Here is a 13,433-nt window from a genome sequence, read left to right as displayed (position 1 = left end):
GCTCCTTGGCAAGCGTTGGCCGTCGCGACGGCGACGGGCCTTGGAATGCGCAAGGTAATGAGTCCGGATGTGGCGAGGACGGTAGATAAATAGGGGGCGAGCCCGCCCGCCCCGCTCGGGATCAAGTACCGGACTTGATCTTGGTCCAGGCCCGGGTTCTGGCGCGCTCGGCATCACGGCCCAGGGGTTTGAGGGTGTAGAGCGTGGCCATGGCGGCTTCAGTGGGGTACAGATTTGGGTTGTTGCGGATGGCCGGGTCGACGAACCCGGTGGCGTCCTTGTTCGGGTTGGGGTAGCCGACAAAGTCGCTGATCGGCGCGATTACCTGAGGTTTCAGCAGGTAGTTGATAAAGCGGTAGGCGTCCTGCGGGTTTTGCGCACCCTTGGGAATGGCGAGCATGTCGAACCAGATCGGCGCACCTTCTTTGGGTAGGCGCATGTCCACGGTCACGCCATTTTTGGCCTCTTTAGCACGGTTGGCGGCCTGGGCGAAACTGCCGGAATAACCGACGGCTACGCAGATGTCGCCGTTGGCGATATCGGCCATGTACTTGGATGAGTGGAAGTAGGTGATGTAGGGGCGGATTTTCATCAGCAGCGCTTCCGCCTTGACGTAGTCCTTGGGGTTACTGCTATTGGGGTCCAGGCCCAGGTGTTGCAAGGCCAACGGTAAGATCTCCGAGGGCGAATCGAGCAGGGCGACCCCGCATTGCTTGAGCTTGCTGATGTTCTCTTCGTTGAAGATCAGGTCCCAACTGTCCACCTGCGCGTTATCGCCCAGCGCCGCCTTGACCTTGGCCGGGTTGAAACCGATGAGGATGGTGCCGTACATGTAAGGCACGGCGAATTTATTGCCGGGGTCGTTGGCTTCGATCAACTTCATCAGCTTGGGGTCGAGGTGGTTCCAGTTGGGTATCTGGCTGCGGTCCAACGGCTGGAACACGCCGGCTTCAATCTGCTTGGCCAGGAACACATTGGACGGCACCACCACGTCATAGCCGGAGTTGCCGGTGAGCAGCTTGGCCTCCAAGGCTTCGTTGGTGTCGAAGATGTCGTACACCAGTTTGATTTTGGGGGTCTGTGCCTTGAAGTCTTCAAGTGCCTTGGGCGTGATGTAGTCGAACCAGTTGTAGACCTTCAGCGTTTTCTCTTCGGCGTGAGCTGCGCCGCCGATAACGGCTGCACAGAGGACGAGTGACTTGAGCATGTTCATTGGGTGGACTCTGCAAAACCTTCGAGAACGTTGACGGCGTTGACGCCGATTTCTTCCACGGCGTAGCCGCCTTCCATGACAAACAGCGTCGGTTTGCCTAAGTGGGCGATGCGTGCGCCCATCGCCAGGTAATCGGGGCTGTCGAGCTTGAATTGTGAGATCGGGTCGTCCTTGAAGGTGTCCACGCCCAGGGACACCACGATCACATCGGCGCCGTAGCGCTCGATCTGTTGGCACGCTTGTGCGAGTGCAGCGCTCCAACGGTCCCAGCCGCAACCTGCCGGCAGCGGATAGTTGAAGTTGAAACCTTCGCCTGTGCCTTCTCCCAGCTCGTCGGCATACCCCAGGAAAAACGGAAATTCCGCTTCCGGGTGGCCATGGATCGAGGTGAAGAGCACGTCGCTGCGGGCATAGAAAATCGATTGGGTGCCATTGCCGTGGTGGTAATCCACGTCGAGGATCGCGACCTTTTTATGGCCTTGGTCCAGAAATGCCTGGGCGGCAATGGCCGCGTTATTGAGGTAGCAATAACCGCCCATCAAATCGCTAGCGGCGTGATGGCCCGGCGGGCGGCACAGAGCAAAGGCGGCGTTCGCACCTTGCATGATTGCTTGTTGCGCGGTCAGTGCGACCTGGGCCGCGCTGTAGGCGGCTTGCCAGGTGCCGGCCGTAATCGGGGCGCCGCCATCAAAACTGTAATAGCCCAACTGGCCGTGCAGGCTGGTGGGCAGCACCCGGCGCAAGGTGCGGGCGGGCCAGGTGTAGGGCAGCAGGTCGCCGTCCTGGCCGAACTCGGTCCAGCGTTCCCAGGCACCTTTGAAGAAGTTCAGGTAGTCGCGACTATGAATGCGTTGCAGCGGCGCCAGGCCAAAGTCCTGCGGCGCCTGCACCGGGCCCAGTTCGCGGTCCTTGACGCGTTGCAGCACATGGTCGGCGCGCGACGGCATTTCGAAGCAGGGCATCAGTTGCCCGTCCATCAATTCACAACGACCGTGATGCAGGTGATGATCGTCCGAGTAGATCGTCAGCATTTGTTGTTCTCCGCAGGCTGTATCGGTGGATGCAGTCTTGCGGCGGGCCGTGTTTATGAGAACGGCAGGAGCGGCCAAAAGGGGATAAATACGGCCAAATTATCTGTCCGAAATTCGCTCCTCAATGGGGCGTCGCGGGCGAAACTGGCTCGGAGCCACGCCACTCCACCGCACAAACGCATGCCTGAAACTGGCGGTCTCGCTGAACCCCAGCGCCTCGGCAATGTGGTAAATCGGCCATTGCTCTTCAGTCAGCAACTGCTTGGCACGCTCGAAGCGCAGCTCGTCCAGCAGTTCCTGATAGCTGCTGCCCAGGTTATGCAGATGGCGGCGCAGGGTACGCGCCGAACAGTTCAACTGCTCGGCCAGGCCTTCCAGGCCGGGCGCGGCATTGAGTTGGGTGGTGAGCAGTTGGCGAATCCTGCCCAGCCAGGCTTGGCGTCCGGTGAACTCCAGGTTCTGTTTACGGCAGCGCTCGGCCATGGCCTGGTGGGTAACCGCGTCAGCCAACGGCAGCGGCTGGTCGAGCCAATGTTTGTCGAAGGCAAAGGCATTGGCGGTGGCCTGAAACTGCAACGGGCAAGGAAAGCGTTCTGCGTAGCGAGTGCGGTAGTGCGGGGCGTCATGTTCAAAGCGCGCGGCGAGCAGCGGCAGGGGCTGGCCAAGCAGGTCGTCGCAGATCACCTTGAGCGAGGCCAGGCACAGTTCGACGTTGAACATTTTCAGCGCGGGATGTTCGCGGTAGTCGCTGGCGGTGAACCAGATGCGCTCACCGTCCGCCTCCAGGCTCAGCTCGAACAGTGTTCCCAATAGCGCCGGATAACGCAGCGCCAAGCGCAAAGCGTCACCGAAGGTGGCACTGGTGAGCAGCGCGTAACCGAGCATGCCGTAGGCTGAAACATGCATCTGGCGGCCCAGCTCCAGGCCTATATCCTGGCGCAGGGCCACGGCGTTGGCGCACACGCGCATTTCCTGGTTGGTGGTGATGCGTGTGTCGGAGCGGCTCAGGTCCGCCGCGCAGATACCACTGCCGGCCAGCAGCGCCTCAAAAGGCAACCCTTCGGCCTTGAAGGTATTGAGCACCAAAGAGACGGCATTGAGGGTGGTGAGGTGGGAGTGCAGCATGGGAACTTCCAGCCAGGGGATGGCTGGAAGTGGAGCAAGTTACATGCCGGTCAGCTCAGTTCGCCGCACAGGTCCAGTTCCACCAGACGGCGCACTTCGCTGGTCGCAAGCCCGGCACCGAGCAGGGCCTGCAACTTGCCGAACGCCGCTTCGCGGGTCATGCCGCCGCCGGACAGTACGCCCACGCCGCGCAAACGGCTGCCGGCTTCATACACATCCAGCTCCACGCCGCCTTCATGGCATTGGGTGATTGCCACCACGACCACATCCAGCGCCTGTGCACGCTTGAGGCTGGCGAGGAACGCCGGGTTATCGCTGGGCCCGGTGCCGCTGCCAAAGCATTCCAGCACCAACGCCTGGATGCCACTGTCGATCAACCCATCCAGTTGCCCGGCAGCGATGCCCGGCACCAGCGGCAATACGCCGACGTTGGCCAGGGCCTTGGGTTGGCGATAATCCAGGGCTGCGGGAAGTGCATCGGCCTTGGCTGCGCCGCCGTTGCGTTGCAGTGCGGCAAAGGGATGACGGCCGAAGCTGCGGATTTTTGCGCAGCGGGTCGGCGCCATCAGCGCACCGTGGAAGTACAGATGCACGCCCGGTGCCAAGCCTTCGCCCAACACGGCGAGAGCGCCGCTGACGTTTTCCCACGCATCGCTGTCGGGCACGCCGGCGGGCAACATGGAGCCGGTGAACACCACCGGCGCCGGCAGCCCCAGCAACTGGAAGCTCATGGCCGCCGCGCTGTAGGCCAGGGTGTCGGTGCCGTGCAGGATCAGCACGGCGTCGCAGCCCTCATCCACGGCCTCGACGACGGCGGTGCGCAGGCGCTGCCAGTAGGCCGGGGTCATGTTGGCACTGTCGATCAGTGGCGACATTTCGCGAAAGCGCCAGGCGGGCACTGGCAGGTTGGCAAGCTGTTCGCGCATGCGCGCTTCGAAACCCGACGCAGGCGCCAGGCCGTTGGCGCTGGCCTGCATGCCGATGGTGCCGCCGGTGTAGAGCACCATAAGGGTGTTAGCTGGTTGCATCAAACAATCTCCTGAACGAAAAACGCCGCCGGGCCCAGAGCATGCCCAAGGCCGGGCGGCGTGTCATCTATCTAGGCTTAGTGTTGCGTTTGAGCGCTCAGTTCAGCCGATGCTTGAGCGGCTGGCTCGGGCTTCACCGGGTTCGCAGGCCAGGCCTTGCGGTCCAGGTCCAGATCAGGGAACTGGCTGGAGTCGAACACCGGGGTTTTGATGCCCGCTGCGCGCTGGTTGTCGTAGTCGTTCAGGATGCGCATGGCGATCTTGAACAGGAACGCCAGGGCGAACAGGTTGACGAACGCGAGCAGGGTCATGGTGATGTCGGCGAAGGCGAACACGGTGCTGAGGTTCTCGATCGAACCCCAGAAAATCAGCACCAGCACCAGCGCGCGGTAGCCCATCAACACTGTGCGGTTGTTGCCGACCAGGAAGCGCAGGTTGCTCTCGCCCAAGTAGTAGTTGTACATGATCGAGGTGAACACGAACAACGCCAGGGCCACCGAGATGAACATCCGGCCCCAGTCGCCGACTACGGCCGCCAGCGAGTTCTGGGTCAGGGCAATGCCGTCGCCTTCAAAGCCTGGCGTGTAGAAACCGGAGAGCAGGATCAGCAAGGCGGTGCAGGTGCAGATCACGAAGGTGTCGAGGAACACGCTGAACGCTTGCACCACACCTTGGGCGATTGGGTGTTTTACCGAAGCCACTGCGGCCACGTTAGGCGCACTGCCCAAACCGGCTTCGTTGGCGAACACGCCGCGCTTCACACCCATGATGATCGCGCTGCCCACCAAGCCACCGAAAGCTTGGTCGAGGCCGAACGCGCTCTTGACGATGGTCGCGAGCATGGCTGGCACGTGGTCAAATTGCAGCACGATCACGTACAGGGTCACGGCGATGTAGACCAGGGTCTTGACCGGCACCAGCAGGTCGGCGATCGAGGCGATGCGCTTGATCCCACCGATGAACACCAGGCCCAGCAACACTGCCAGCGCCAGGCCGGTGTAAGTGGTGTCGAGGCCGAAAGCGTTGTTCAGCGAGTGCGTGACGGCGTGAGCTTGCAGGCCGTTGAAGGCAAAACCGAAGGTCACCAGCAACAGGAACGCCATGACCATACCCAGCCAGCGCTTCTGCAGGCCATGCTGGATGTAGTAGGCCGGGCCACCACGGTAGGTGCCTTCAGCGTCAGTGCGCTTGTACAGCTGGCCGAGGGAGCACTCGATAAAGCTCGAAGACATGCCCACCAGCGCGGTGACCCACATCCAGAACACGGCACCCGGGCCACCCAAGGTTACGGCAATGCCGACACCGGCGATGTTACCGGCACCCACGCGGCCCGCCAGGCTGAGCATCAGCGCCTGGAAGGAGCTGAGTTGGCCGGCGCTGCTCTTGAGGCTGTCTTTAAACACCGAGAACATGTGGAAAAAGTGACGCAATTGAACGAAACGCGAGCGGATCGTGAAATAACCGCCGAGCCCGACAATGAGCACGATCAGTACTTTCCCTGAGAGGAAGTCGTTGATGACTTCGAGCATGGAGTGTTCCTCGCTGATTTTTCTAATGGCAAACGCAGGACGGTCCGACGCATCGCTCAGCACCAGGCAGTGCACGACGCTTGGACCCTAATCCTTTTGCGGGTGTTGTTATTCATGCGGTTTCGCGCTGTACCCGGGCCTCGTTACCGACGGCCGCAGACGCGAGAGGGGCGGCACTATACCTAGGCGAGCGTGATCCGTCTGCACGGGGCGATTAAAGGTTTCAGCCAAACGGTGGCAGGCAAGGTGGCTTTGCAGGGCGATATTGGAGTTTTTATGGGCGTCATTTCACAACCTTGAGGCAAAAAAAAGGGCCTGAAGAACGAGCCTTCAGGCCCTCAAAAGGTGAGAGGTGTCTAGTCCCTCATCCTGGTGAGCAGTGCAACAAACGTTAGGCCTTCAGCGGGACCAAACGTGGGGCAATCATGTTTTCGGGGCGCAGGATGTCGTTGAGCATGGCGTCGTCGAGCAAGCCTTCTTCGCGCACCAACTCCAGCACGCCGCGGCCGCTTTCAAGGGCGATACGCGCAATGCGGGTGGCGTTTTCATAGCCGATGTACGGGTTCAGCGCGGTCACCAGGCCGATGGAATGCTCCACCAGTTCACGGCAGCGGGCTTCGTTGGCGGTGATGCCGACGATGCAGTGTTCGCGCAGCATGTCCATGGCGCGTTGCAGCAGGCGGATCGAGTCGAAGATCTTGAAGGCGATCAGCGGCTCCATCACGTTCAACTGCAGTTGGCCACCTTCGGCTGCCATGGTCAGGGCCAGGTCGTTACCGATAACTTGGAACGCCACCTGGTTTACTGCTTCCGGAATCACCGGGTTGACCTTGCCGGGCATGATCGAGCTGCCTGGCTGGCGTGCCGGCAGGTTGATCTCGTTGATGCCGGTGCGTGGGCCGCTGGACAGCAGGCGCAGGTCGTTGCAGATTTTCGACAGCTTCACCGCGGTACGCTTGAGCATGCCGGAGAACAGCACGAAGGCGCCCATGTCGGAGGTGGCTTCGATCAAGTCGGCAGCCGGTACCAGCGGCTGGCCGCTGATCAGGGCCAGGCGTTGTACAGCCAGGGCCTGGTAACGCGGGTCGGCGTTGATGCCGGTGCCGATGGCGGTGCCGCCCAGGTTCACTTCGGTCAACAACTCCGGTGCCAGGGTTTTCAGGCGGGCCAAGTCTTCACCGAGGGTGGTGGCGAAGGCACGGAATTCCTGGCCGAGGGTCATCGGCACGGCGTCTTGCAATTGGGTGCGGCCCATTTTCAGCACGTGGCCGAACTCGACGCCTTTGGCGGCGAACGCCTGGATCAGGCTGTCGAGGCTGGCGAGCAGCGCGTCATGGCCCAGCAGCAGACCCAAACGGATCGCGGTCGGGTAGGCGTCGTTGGTCGACTGCGCCATGTTCACGTCGTTGTTAGGGTGCAGGTACTGGTACTCGCCCTTGTTGTGGCCCATGGCCTCCAACGCGATGTTGGCGATGACTTCGTTGGCATTCATGTTGGTTGAAGTGCCGGCGCCGCCTTGAATCATGTCCACCACGAACTCTTCGTGGAAATCGCCGCGGATCAGGCGGGCACAGGCTTCGCTGATGGCTGCGTGCTTGGCTTCGCTGAGCTGGCCCAACTCGCGGTTGGCGTCAGCGGCTGCTTGCTTGACCATTGCCAGGCCGACCACCAATTTCGGGTAATGCGAAATCGGAACGCCCGAGAGGCGGAAGTTATTCACCGCTCGCAGGGTCTGGATGCCGTAATACGCTTGAGCAGGTACTTCAAGTACGCCAAGCAGGTCTTTTTCTGTGCGGAATGATGCAGCGGAGGACATGACGGAAATCATCTCGATAGGGACCCGGAACTGGCCGGAACGCTGCGAATGCTAGGCTTGTAGGCGTTTTTGGGCCAATGCTGTTAAACACTGGCCTATGCACAAACGGCATAATGTAGGTGTGACCCAGCTATCATGACGGGCGTGTGTGCCAAAATGGTGCGTACCCGTGGGAGGAAGTGATGAACCTTGAGAGCAAATGGCTGGAAGACTTCAGCGCCTTGGCGGCAACCCGCAGCTTTTCCCAGGCGGCGGAGCGGCGTTTCGTCACTCAGCCGGCGTTCAGCCGTCGTATTCGCAGCCTGGAAGCCGCACTGGGCCTGACCTTGGTCAACCGCTCGCGCACGCCAGTCGAACTGACGGCGGCGGGGCAACTGTTCCTGGTCACCGCGCGCACGGTGGTCGAGCAGCTCGGTGAAGTCTTGCGCCATTTGCATCACTTGGAAGGCGGGCAGGGTGAAGTCATGCAAGTGGCGGCCGCTCACTCTTTGGCATTGGGCTTCTTCCCGCGCTGGATCGCGCAACTGCGCAACGAAGGCCTGAACATCGCCACACGGCTGGTCGCCACCAACGTCGGCGACGCCGTGCACGCCCTGCGCGAAGGCGGCTGCGATTTGATGCTGGCGTTCTACGACCCCGACGCGGCCTTGCAGATGGACCCGGAGATCTTCCCGTCGCTGCACCTGGGCAATACCGAAATGCTCCCGGTGTGCGCCGCCGATGCTGAGGGCAAGCCATTGTTCGACCTGGAAGGCGAGGGCAGTGTGCCGCTGCTGGCCTACAGCGCCGGTGCGTTTCTTGGACGCTCGGTGAACCTGCTGCTGCGTCAGCGCGCGCTGCGCTTCACCACGATTTACGAAACCGCCATGGCCGACAGCCTGAAAAGCATGGCCCTCGAAGGCCTGGGCATTGCCTGGGTGCCGCAGCTGAGCGTGCGCGCCGAGCTGGCCCGGGGCGAACTGGTGGTGTGCGGTGGCCCGCAATGGCATGTGCCGCTGGAGATTCGTCTGTACCGCTGTGCCCTGGTGCGCAAGGCGAATGTGCGGTTGTTGTGGCGCAAGCTGGAAGGCGGCGCGGCGCAGAATACCTGAGCTAACACAGATCAAATGTGGGAGCGGGCTTGCTCGCGAAAGCGTCGTGTAAGGCAACCCATCTGTGGCTGATACACCGCCTTCGCGAGCAAGCCCGCTCCCACATTAGTTTTGCGGTGTTTTCGCTGACCTGAAAGTCAATAAAACCGCCGGTTTGCACGGCTAGACAGATGGTCATTCCAGGGGCTGTTTATCTGGATTATTACGGTATACTGCGCGGCCTTCGGCCGGTCCAACCGGCCTTAATTCGTACACCAAGCCACGCCGGATTTCCCGCGTGGCTTGTTGTTTTTTGACGCGCCTGCGGGCGCCCAGAGAGAAGAGGCACGACGATGAGTGCATTGGTTGGCGTGATCATGGGCTCCAAGTCCGATTGGTCCACCCTTAGCCACACCGCCGATATGCTGGAAAAACTCGGCATTCCGTATGAAGTGAAAGTGGTCTCTGCCCACCGCACCCCGGATTTGCTGTTCCAGTATGCCGATGAAGCAGAATCCCGTGGCATCGAGGTGATCATCGCCGGTGCCGGCGGTGCGGCGCACCTGCCAGGCATGTGTGCGGCCAAGACCCACCTGCCAGTGCTTGGCGTGCCGGTGCAGTCGTCGATGCTCTCGGGCGTGGATTCGCTGTTGTCCATCGTGCAGATGCCAGCAGGCATTCCGGTGGCGACCCTGGCGATCGGCAAGGCCGGCGCGATCAACGCGGCTTTGCTGTCCGCCAGTATCCTGGGCGCCAAGCACCCGCAATTCCACGCGGTGCTGAAAAAATTTCGTGCTGAGCAGACAGACAGCGTCCTGGACAATCCAGACCCACGCATCGCCTGAGGTTATTGATTGATGAAAATCGGTGTAATCGGTGGCGGCCAACTGGGTCGCATGCTGGCTTTGGCGGGCACCCCGCTGGGGATGAACTTCGCTTTCCTGGACCCGGCGCCGGACGCTTGCGCGGCAGCCCTCGGTGAACACCTGCGCGCTGACTACAGTGACCCGGACCATCTGCGCCAACTGGCCGATGAAGTCGACTTGGTGACTTTCGAATTCGAAAGCGTCCCGGCCGAAACCGTAGCCTTCCTGTCGCAGTTCGTACCGGTGTACCCGAGCGCTGAAGCGTTGCGCATCGCTCGCGACCGCTGGTTCGAAAAGAGCATGTTCAAAGACCTGGGCATTCCAACCCCGGCCTTCGCCGACATCCAATCCCAGGCTGACCTGGACGCTGCCGTTGCCAGCATCGGCCTGCCGGCCGTGCTGAAGACCCGCACTCTGGGTTACGACGGCAAGGGCCAGAAAGTCCTGCGCACCGCCGCCGATGTGGTCGGTACCTTTGCCGAATTGGGCAGCGTCGCCTGCCTGCTGGAAGGCTTCGTGCCGTTCACCGGTGAAGTCTCGCTGATCGCCGTGCGCGCCCGTGATGGCGAAACCCGCTTCTACCCGTTGGTGCACAACACCCACGACAGCGGCATTCTCAAGCTGTCCGTGGCCAGCACCGACCACCCGCTGCAGGCCCTGGCCGAAGACTATTCCAGCCGTGTGCTCAAGCAGCTGGATTACGTCGGCGTGATGGCGTTCGAGTTCTTTGAAGTCGACGGTGGCCTCAAGGCCAACGAAATCGCCCCGCGGGTGCACAACTCCGGGCACTGGACCACCGAAGGCGCCGAGTGCAGCCAGTTCGAAAACCACCTGCGTGCGGTGGCGGGCTTGCCGTTGGGCTCCACGGCCAAGGTCGGCGAGAGCGCCATGCTCAACTTCATCGGCGTTGTGCCGCCGGTTGAGCGTGTGATTGCGATCGATGACTGCCACCTGCATCACTACGGTAAAGCCTTCAAGGCAGGGCGCAAGGTCGGTCACGCCAACCTGCGCTGCAAAGACCGAGCGACGCTGCAAGCGCAGATCCTCAAGGTCGAAGCGCTGATCGCCGAGCAATAAGCCAAGGATCGTCGGGAACCATTGGTCACCGTCGTCTCTCTGATTGCAGGATGCCAAAGCCTGACTAGGCTTTGGCATGGCTCACATTTAATCAGAGGGGAATGCCATGGGTATCATCGGAACCATCTTTATCGGCCTGATCGTCGGTCTGCTCGCGCGCTTCCTCAAGCCTGGCGACGACAGCATGGGCTGGATCATGACCATCCTGCTGGGTATTGCAGGCTCCTTGGTCGCCACCTACGGTGGTCAGGCCCTGGGCATTTACCAAGCGGGCCAGGGCGCAGGCTTTATCGGCGCGCTGATCGGCGCCATCGTGTTGCTGGTGATCTACGGCCTGTTGCGGAAAAAATAATTTAACGACAAAGCCCTCTGCGCTGCGCAGGCGCAGAGGGCTAGAATGCTCGCCACTTGTACTTGTCGAGCCTCTCCATGCGCCGTCTTCTGTTGACTCTTCTCTTGCTGGGCTCTGGCCTGGCGCACGCTGGCGAACTGCCGGAAACCGACTGGCTCGACCTGATGCCGCTGTCGGACCAGAAAGCGCTCGAGGCTATGCCCGAGATCGACCACAACTCCCCCGAAGCTCAAGGCACATTCACCGACAAAGGTGGCTTGAAGCAAAGCAAAGGCTTGCCGGCGGTGATGTATTCGACCAAGACCGTGGCCGCCATGAACGGTAAGAACATCCGCATCGGCGGCTACCCGGTGCCGCTGGAAACCGATGCCAAGGGCCGCAGTACGCTGTTCTTCCTCGTGCCGTACCCAGGCGCCTGCATCCACGTGCCGCCACCGCCGCCTAACCAGTTGGTGCTGGTGCGCTATCCCAAGGGCCTGAAGCTGGATGATATCTACACGCCGCTGTGGGTCACGGGCACGTTGAGGGTCGAGAACGTGAATAACGATCTGGCGGACGCCGCTTATGCGCTGGATGCGGGGAAGGTGCGGGTGGTGAAGGAATCGGATCTGTAAGCACTACACATAACCCAATGTAGGAGGGGGCTTGCTCCCGATGGCGGTGGTTCAGTCAACGATAGATCGACTGATTCCCTGCTATCGGGAGCAAGCCCCCTCCCACATTTTTGATTGGGTTTACAGAGCGACGGCTGTGATGCTCACGCCCAAGGTATGGCTTTCGCCCGGCGCCAAGCTCACCACATCATCCAGCACATTCGCCGTCTCGATGCACAGCATGCCCTGCCAGCCATCGGCGGCCATGTCGTCGAAAGCCTTGGCGCGTTCGGTCCATGGGTTCCAGATCACGGTCGACTTCGAGCCTTGGCTGGTCAGTTGGAGGCGGCGCTGCCAATCGTTATCGACAATGTTCAACTGTGCTGGCGTGTCCAGGTAAATACGGTCGGTCTCGGCGCTGAAGTGCAGCAGGCCGGATTGCTGTTGGGTGCTCCAGCCGTCGGCGGTGTCGATATACGCCCGCCCGTCCAGGCCTTCAACCTGCACATTGCGCACGTCGCTCACGGCGAAATAGGTGTGCAGCGCCTGGCTGAGCGTAACGGTGTCGCTGCCACGGTTGTGGCTGGTCAGGCGAATATGCAGTTGATCGTCCAGCAGCAAGCTCAACTTCAGGCCGACCTGATGCGGCCACGCAGGGAAGCCGCCCTCAGGTACCGGCAGTACCAGGTCTACGCGCAATGCATCGCCTTCGAGTTCGGTCGCAGACAATTCCCACAGTGCGGTGCGCACAAAACCATGGGCACCAGCGGGTTGGACACTTTGGCGCATCGCCTTCACGCTTGGCGGGTTGCGGTCGAATACGCCAAACCACGGCCAGCACACCGGCACGCCGGTACGAATGCCTTTGCCCTGCTTGAACACCGCCTCAGGGTTCGGCCAGATGACTGGCTGCTCGCCCTCTCGCTGGTAACTGATGATATGCGCGCCCTGTTGGGCCACCATCAGTTCGGCGTCGTTGTGGCGGATGCGCCAGCAGTCCAGCTCGTCGATTTTCACGCTTTCAACGTGGGGCGTAGGCATACAAAGCACTCTTTAATGGCAGGCAATGGGGCAATTGACCGTCAAAACCCCGCGATGTTTAACGCGCGCGCGATGGCACCGAGCGCGTGCGGCCACTGCCGTCGATAGCGACGAACACAAATACCGCTTCGGTTACCTTGCGCCATTCGCTGGACAGCGGGTCGTCGCTCCACACTTCGACCATCATCTGGATGGAGCTGCGGCCGATTTCCAGAGCCTGGGTATAGAAAGACAGTTGCGCGCCGACAGCCACCGGCACCAGGAACGCCATGCGATCAATCGCCACGGTAGCGACACGCCCACCGGCAACCTTGCTGGCCATGGCCGTGCCGGCCAAGTCCATCTGTGAGACCAGCCAGCCACCGAAAATATCGCCAAAACCGTTGGTTTCACGCGGCAACGCGGTGATTTGCAGGGCGAGATCGCCTTGCGGAATAGGATCTTCTTGTTCGAGTTCGATCATGCCGAGGGTGCCTCTGACCCGTGACGCTTCATGGGTAGTTCAAGTGGATAGCCGTCTTCTGGAAAAACGTTTCAGCACCAACATACACCGCTCGATGCGTTTCTCGTAAGGCGTACTAAAGGGAAACTCTGCCAAATCGGCTGGATGGCACCAACGACGTTTTGGCGCAGCAGCCTCTCAAGACTGGGGTTCTTGCGCTTGCAGGGGCCGAGTATATCGAGACGCCGGC

13 protein-coding genes are annotated in these 13,433 nt (G+C 61.2%); 5 read left to right on the top strand and 8 right to left on the bottom strand.

Translation table 11 applies throughout. From position 1 onward, the window contains the following. Window positions 1–121: 121 nt before the first annotated feature. The 6 genes from E0F99_RS01100 to aspA all read right to left on the bottom strand — a co-directional run bounded on the left by E0F99_RS01100 (window position 122) and on the right by aspA (window position 7,742). Complete coding sequence (locus E0F99_RS01100) at window positions 122–1,213, bottom strand: polyamine ABC transporter substrate-binding protein (protein WP_083356060.1); 1,092 nt, start codon at window positions 1,211–1,213, stop codon at window positions 122–124. Then, entirely contained in the window at window positions 1,210–2,244 is a 1,035-nt protein-coding gene (locus tag E0F99_RS01095; RefSeq protein ID WP_083356061.1) for a histone deacetylase family protein, read from the bottom strand. Before E0F99_RS01095 ends, E0F99_RS01100 begins: the two co-directional genes overlap by 4 nt. Window positions 2,245–2,343: 99 nt before the next feature. Further along, complete coding sequence (locus tag E0F99_RS01090; protein WP_083356062.1) at window positions 2,344–3,369, bottom strand: AraC family transcriptional regulator; 1,026 nt, start codon at window positions 3,367–3,369, stop codon at window positions 2,344–2,346. 50 nt (window positions 3,370–3,419) lie between these two features. After that, window positions 3,420–4,397 carry an asparaginase gene (locus E0F99_RS01085; protein WP_083356063.1) on the bottom strand — a complete coding sequence of 326 codons (978 nt, stop codon included), beginning with the start codon at window positions 4,395–4,397 and terminating at the stop codon, window positions 3,420–3,422. A gap of 77 nt (window positions 4,398–4,474) precedes the next feature. Beyond that, entirely contained in the window at window positions 4,475–5,926 is a 1,452-nt protein-coding gene (locus E0F99_RS01080) for an alanine/glycine:cation symporter family protein (protein ID WP_083356064.1), read from the bottom strand. A gap of 391 nt (window positions 5,927–6,317) precedes the next feature. Then, window positions 6,318–7,742, bottom strand: a complete 1,425-nt coding sequence (gene aspA, locus E0F99_RS01075; protein ID WP_083356065.1) for an aspartate ammonia-lyase — start codon at window positions 7,740–7,742, stop codon at window positions 6,318–6,320. Between the two features lie 182 nt (window positions 7,743–7,924). Between aspA and E0F99_RS01070 the strand changes: the two genes are divergently transcribed. From E0F99_RS01070 to E0F99_RS01050, 5 genes are all read left to right on the top strand, one after another. Further along, window positions 7,925–8,833 (top strand): LysR substrate-binding domain-containing protein, encoded by a 909-nt coding sequence (locus E0F99_RS01070; RefSeq protein WP_083356066.1) that lies wholly within the window; start codon window positions 7,925–7,927, stop codon window positions 8,831–8,833. A gap of 332 nt (window positions 8,834–9,165) precedes the next feature. Next, complete coding sequence (purE, locus tag E0F99_RS01065; RefSeq protein ID WP_003195648.1) at window positions 9,166–9,657, top strand: 5-(carboxyamino)imidazole ribonucleotide mutase; 492 nt, start codon at window positions 9,166–9,168, stop codon at window positions 9,655–9,657. 12 nt (window positions 9,658–9,669) lie between these two features. Further along, on the top strand, window positions 9,670–10,755 hold the full coding sequence (locus E0F99_RS01060) for a 5-(carboxyamino)imidazole ribonucleotide synthase (RefSeq protein ID WP_083356067.1): 1,086 nt from the start codon (window positions 9,670–9,672) through the stop codon (window positions 10,753–10,755). Window positions 10,756–10,861: 106 nt separating this feature from the next. Next, window positions 10,862–11,107: a GlsB/YeaQ/YmgE family stress response membrane protein gene (locus tag E0F99_RS01055; RefSeq protein ID WP_010168336.1), complete on the top strand. Its 246-nt coding sequence runs from the start codon at window positions 10,862–10,864 to the stop codon at window positions 11,105–11,107. A 77-nt stretch (window positions 11,108–11,184) separates the two neighbouring features. Further along, the gene (locus E0F99_RS01050; RefSeq protein ID WP_083356068.1) at window positions 11,185–11,721 is read left to right on the top strand and encodes a DUF3299 domain-containing protein; all 537 of its coding nucleotides are present in this window, start codon (window positions 11,185–11,187) and stop codon (window positions 11,719–11,721) included. Window positions 11,722–11,841: 120 nt separating this feature from the next. On the opposite strand, the gene E0F99_RS01045 is transcribed toward E0F99_RS01050, so the two are convergent. Beyond that, window positions 11,842–12,741, bottom strand: a complete 900-nt coding sequence (locus E0F99_RS01045) for a D-hexose-6-phosphate mutarotase (RefSeq protein WP_083356069.1) — start codon at window positions 12,739–12,741, stop codon at window positions 11,842–11,844. A 58-nt stretch (window positions 12,742–12,799) separates the two neighbouring features. Further along, complete coding sequence (locus E0F99_RS01040; RefSeq protein WP_010566936.1) at window positions 12,800–13,204, bottom strand: acyl-CoA thioesterase; 405 nt, start codon at window positions 13,202–13,204, stop codon at window positions 12,800–12,802. Window positions 13,205–13,433 lie beyond the last annotated feature (229 nt).

Origin of the sequence: Pseudomonas antarctica, from assembly GCF_900624995.1 — a bacterium.
GTDB lineage: Bacteria > Pseudomonadota > Gammaproteobacteria > Pseudomonadales > Pseudomonadaceae > Aquipseudomonas > Aquipseudomonas antarctica.
Note: the sequence above shows the minus strand (reverse complement) of the source record. Positions and strands in the feature narration are given on the sequence as shown.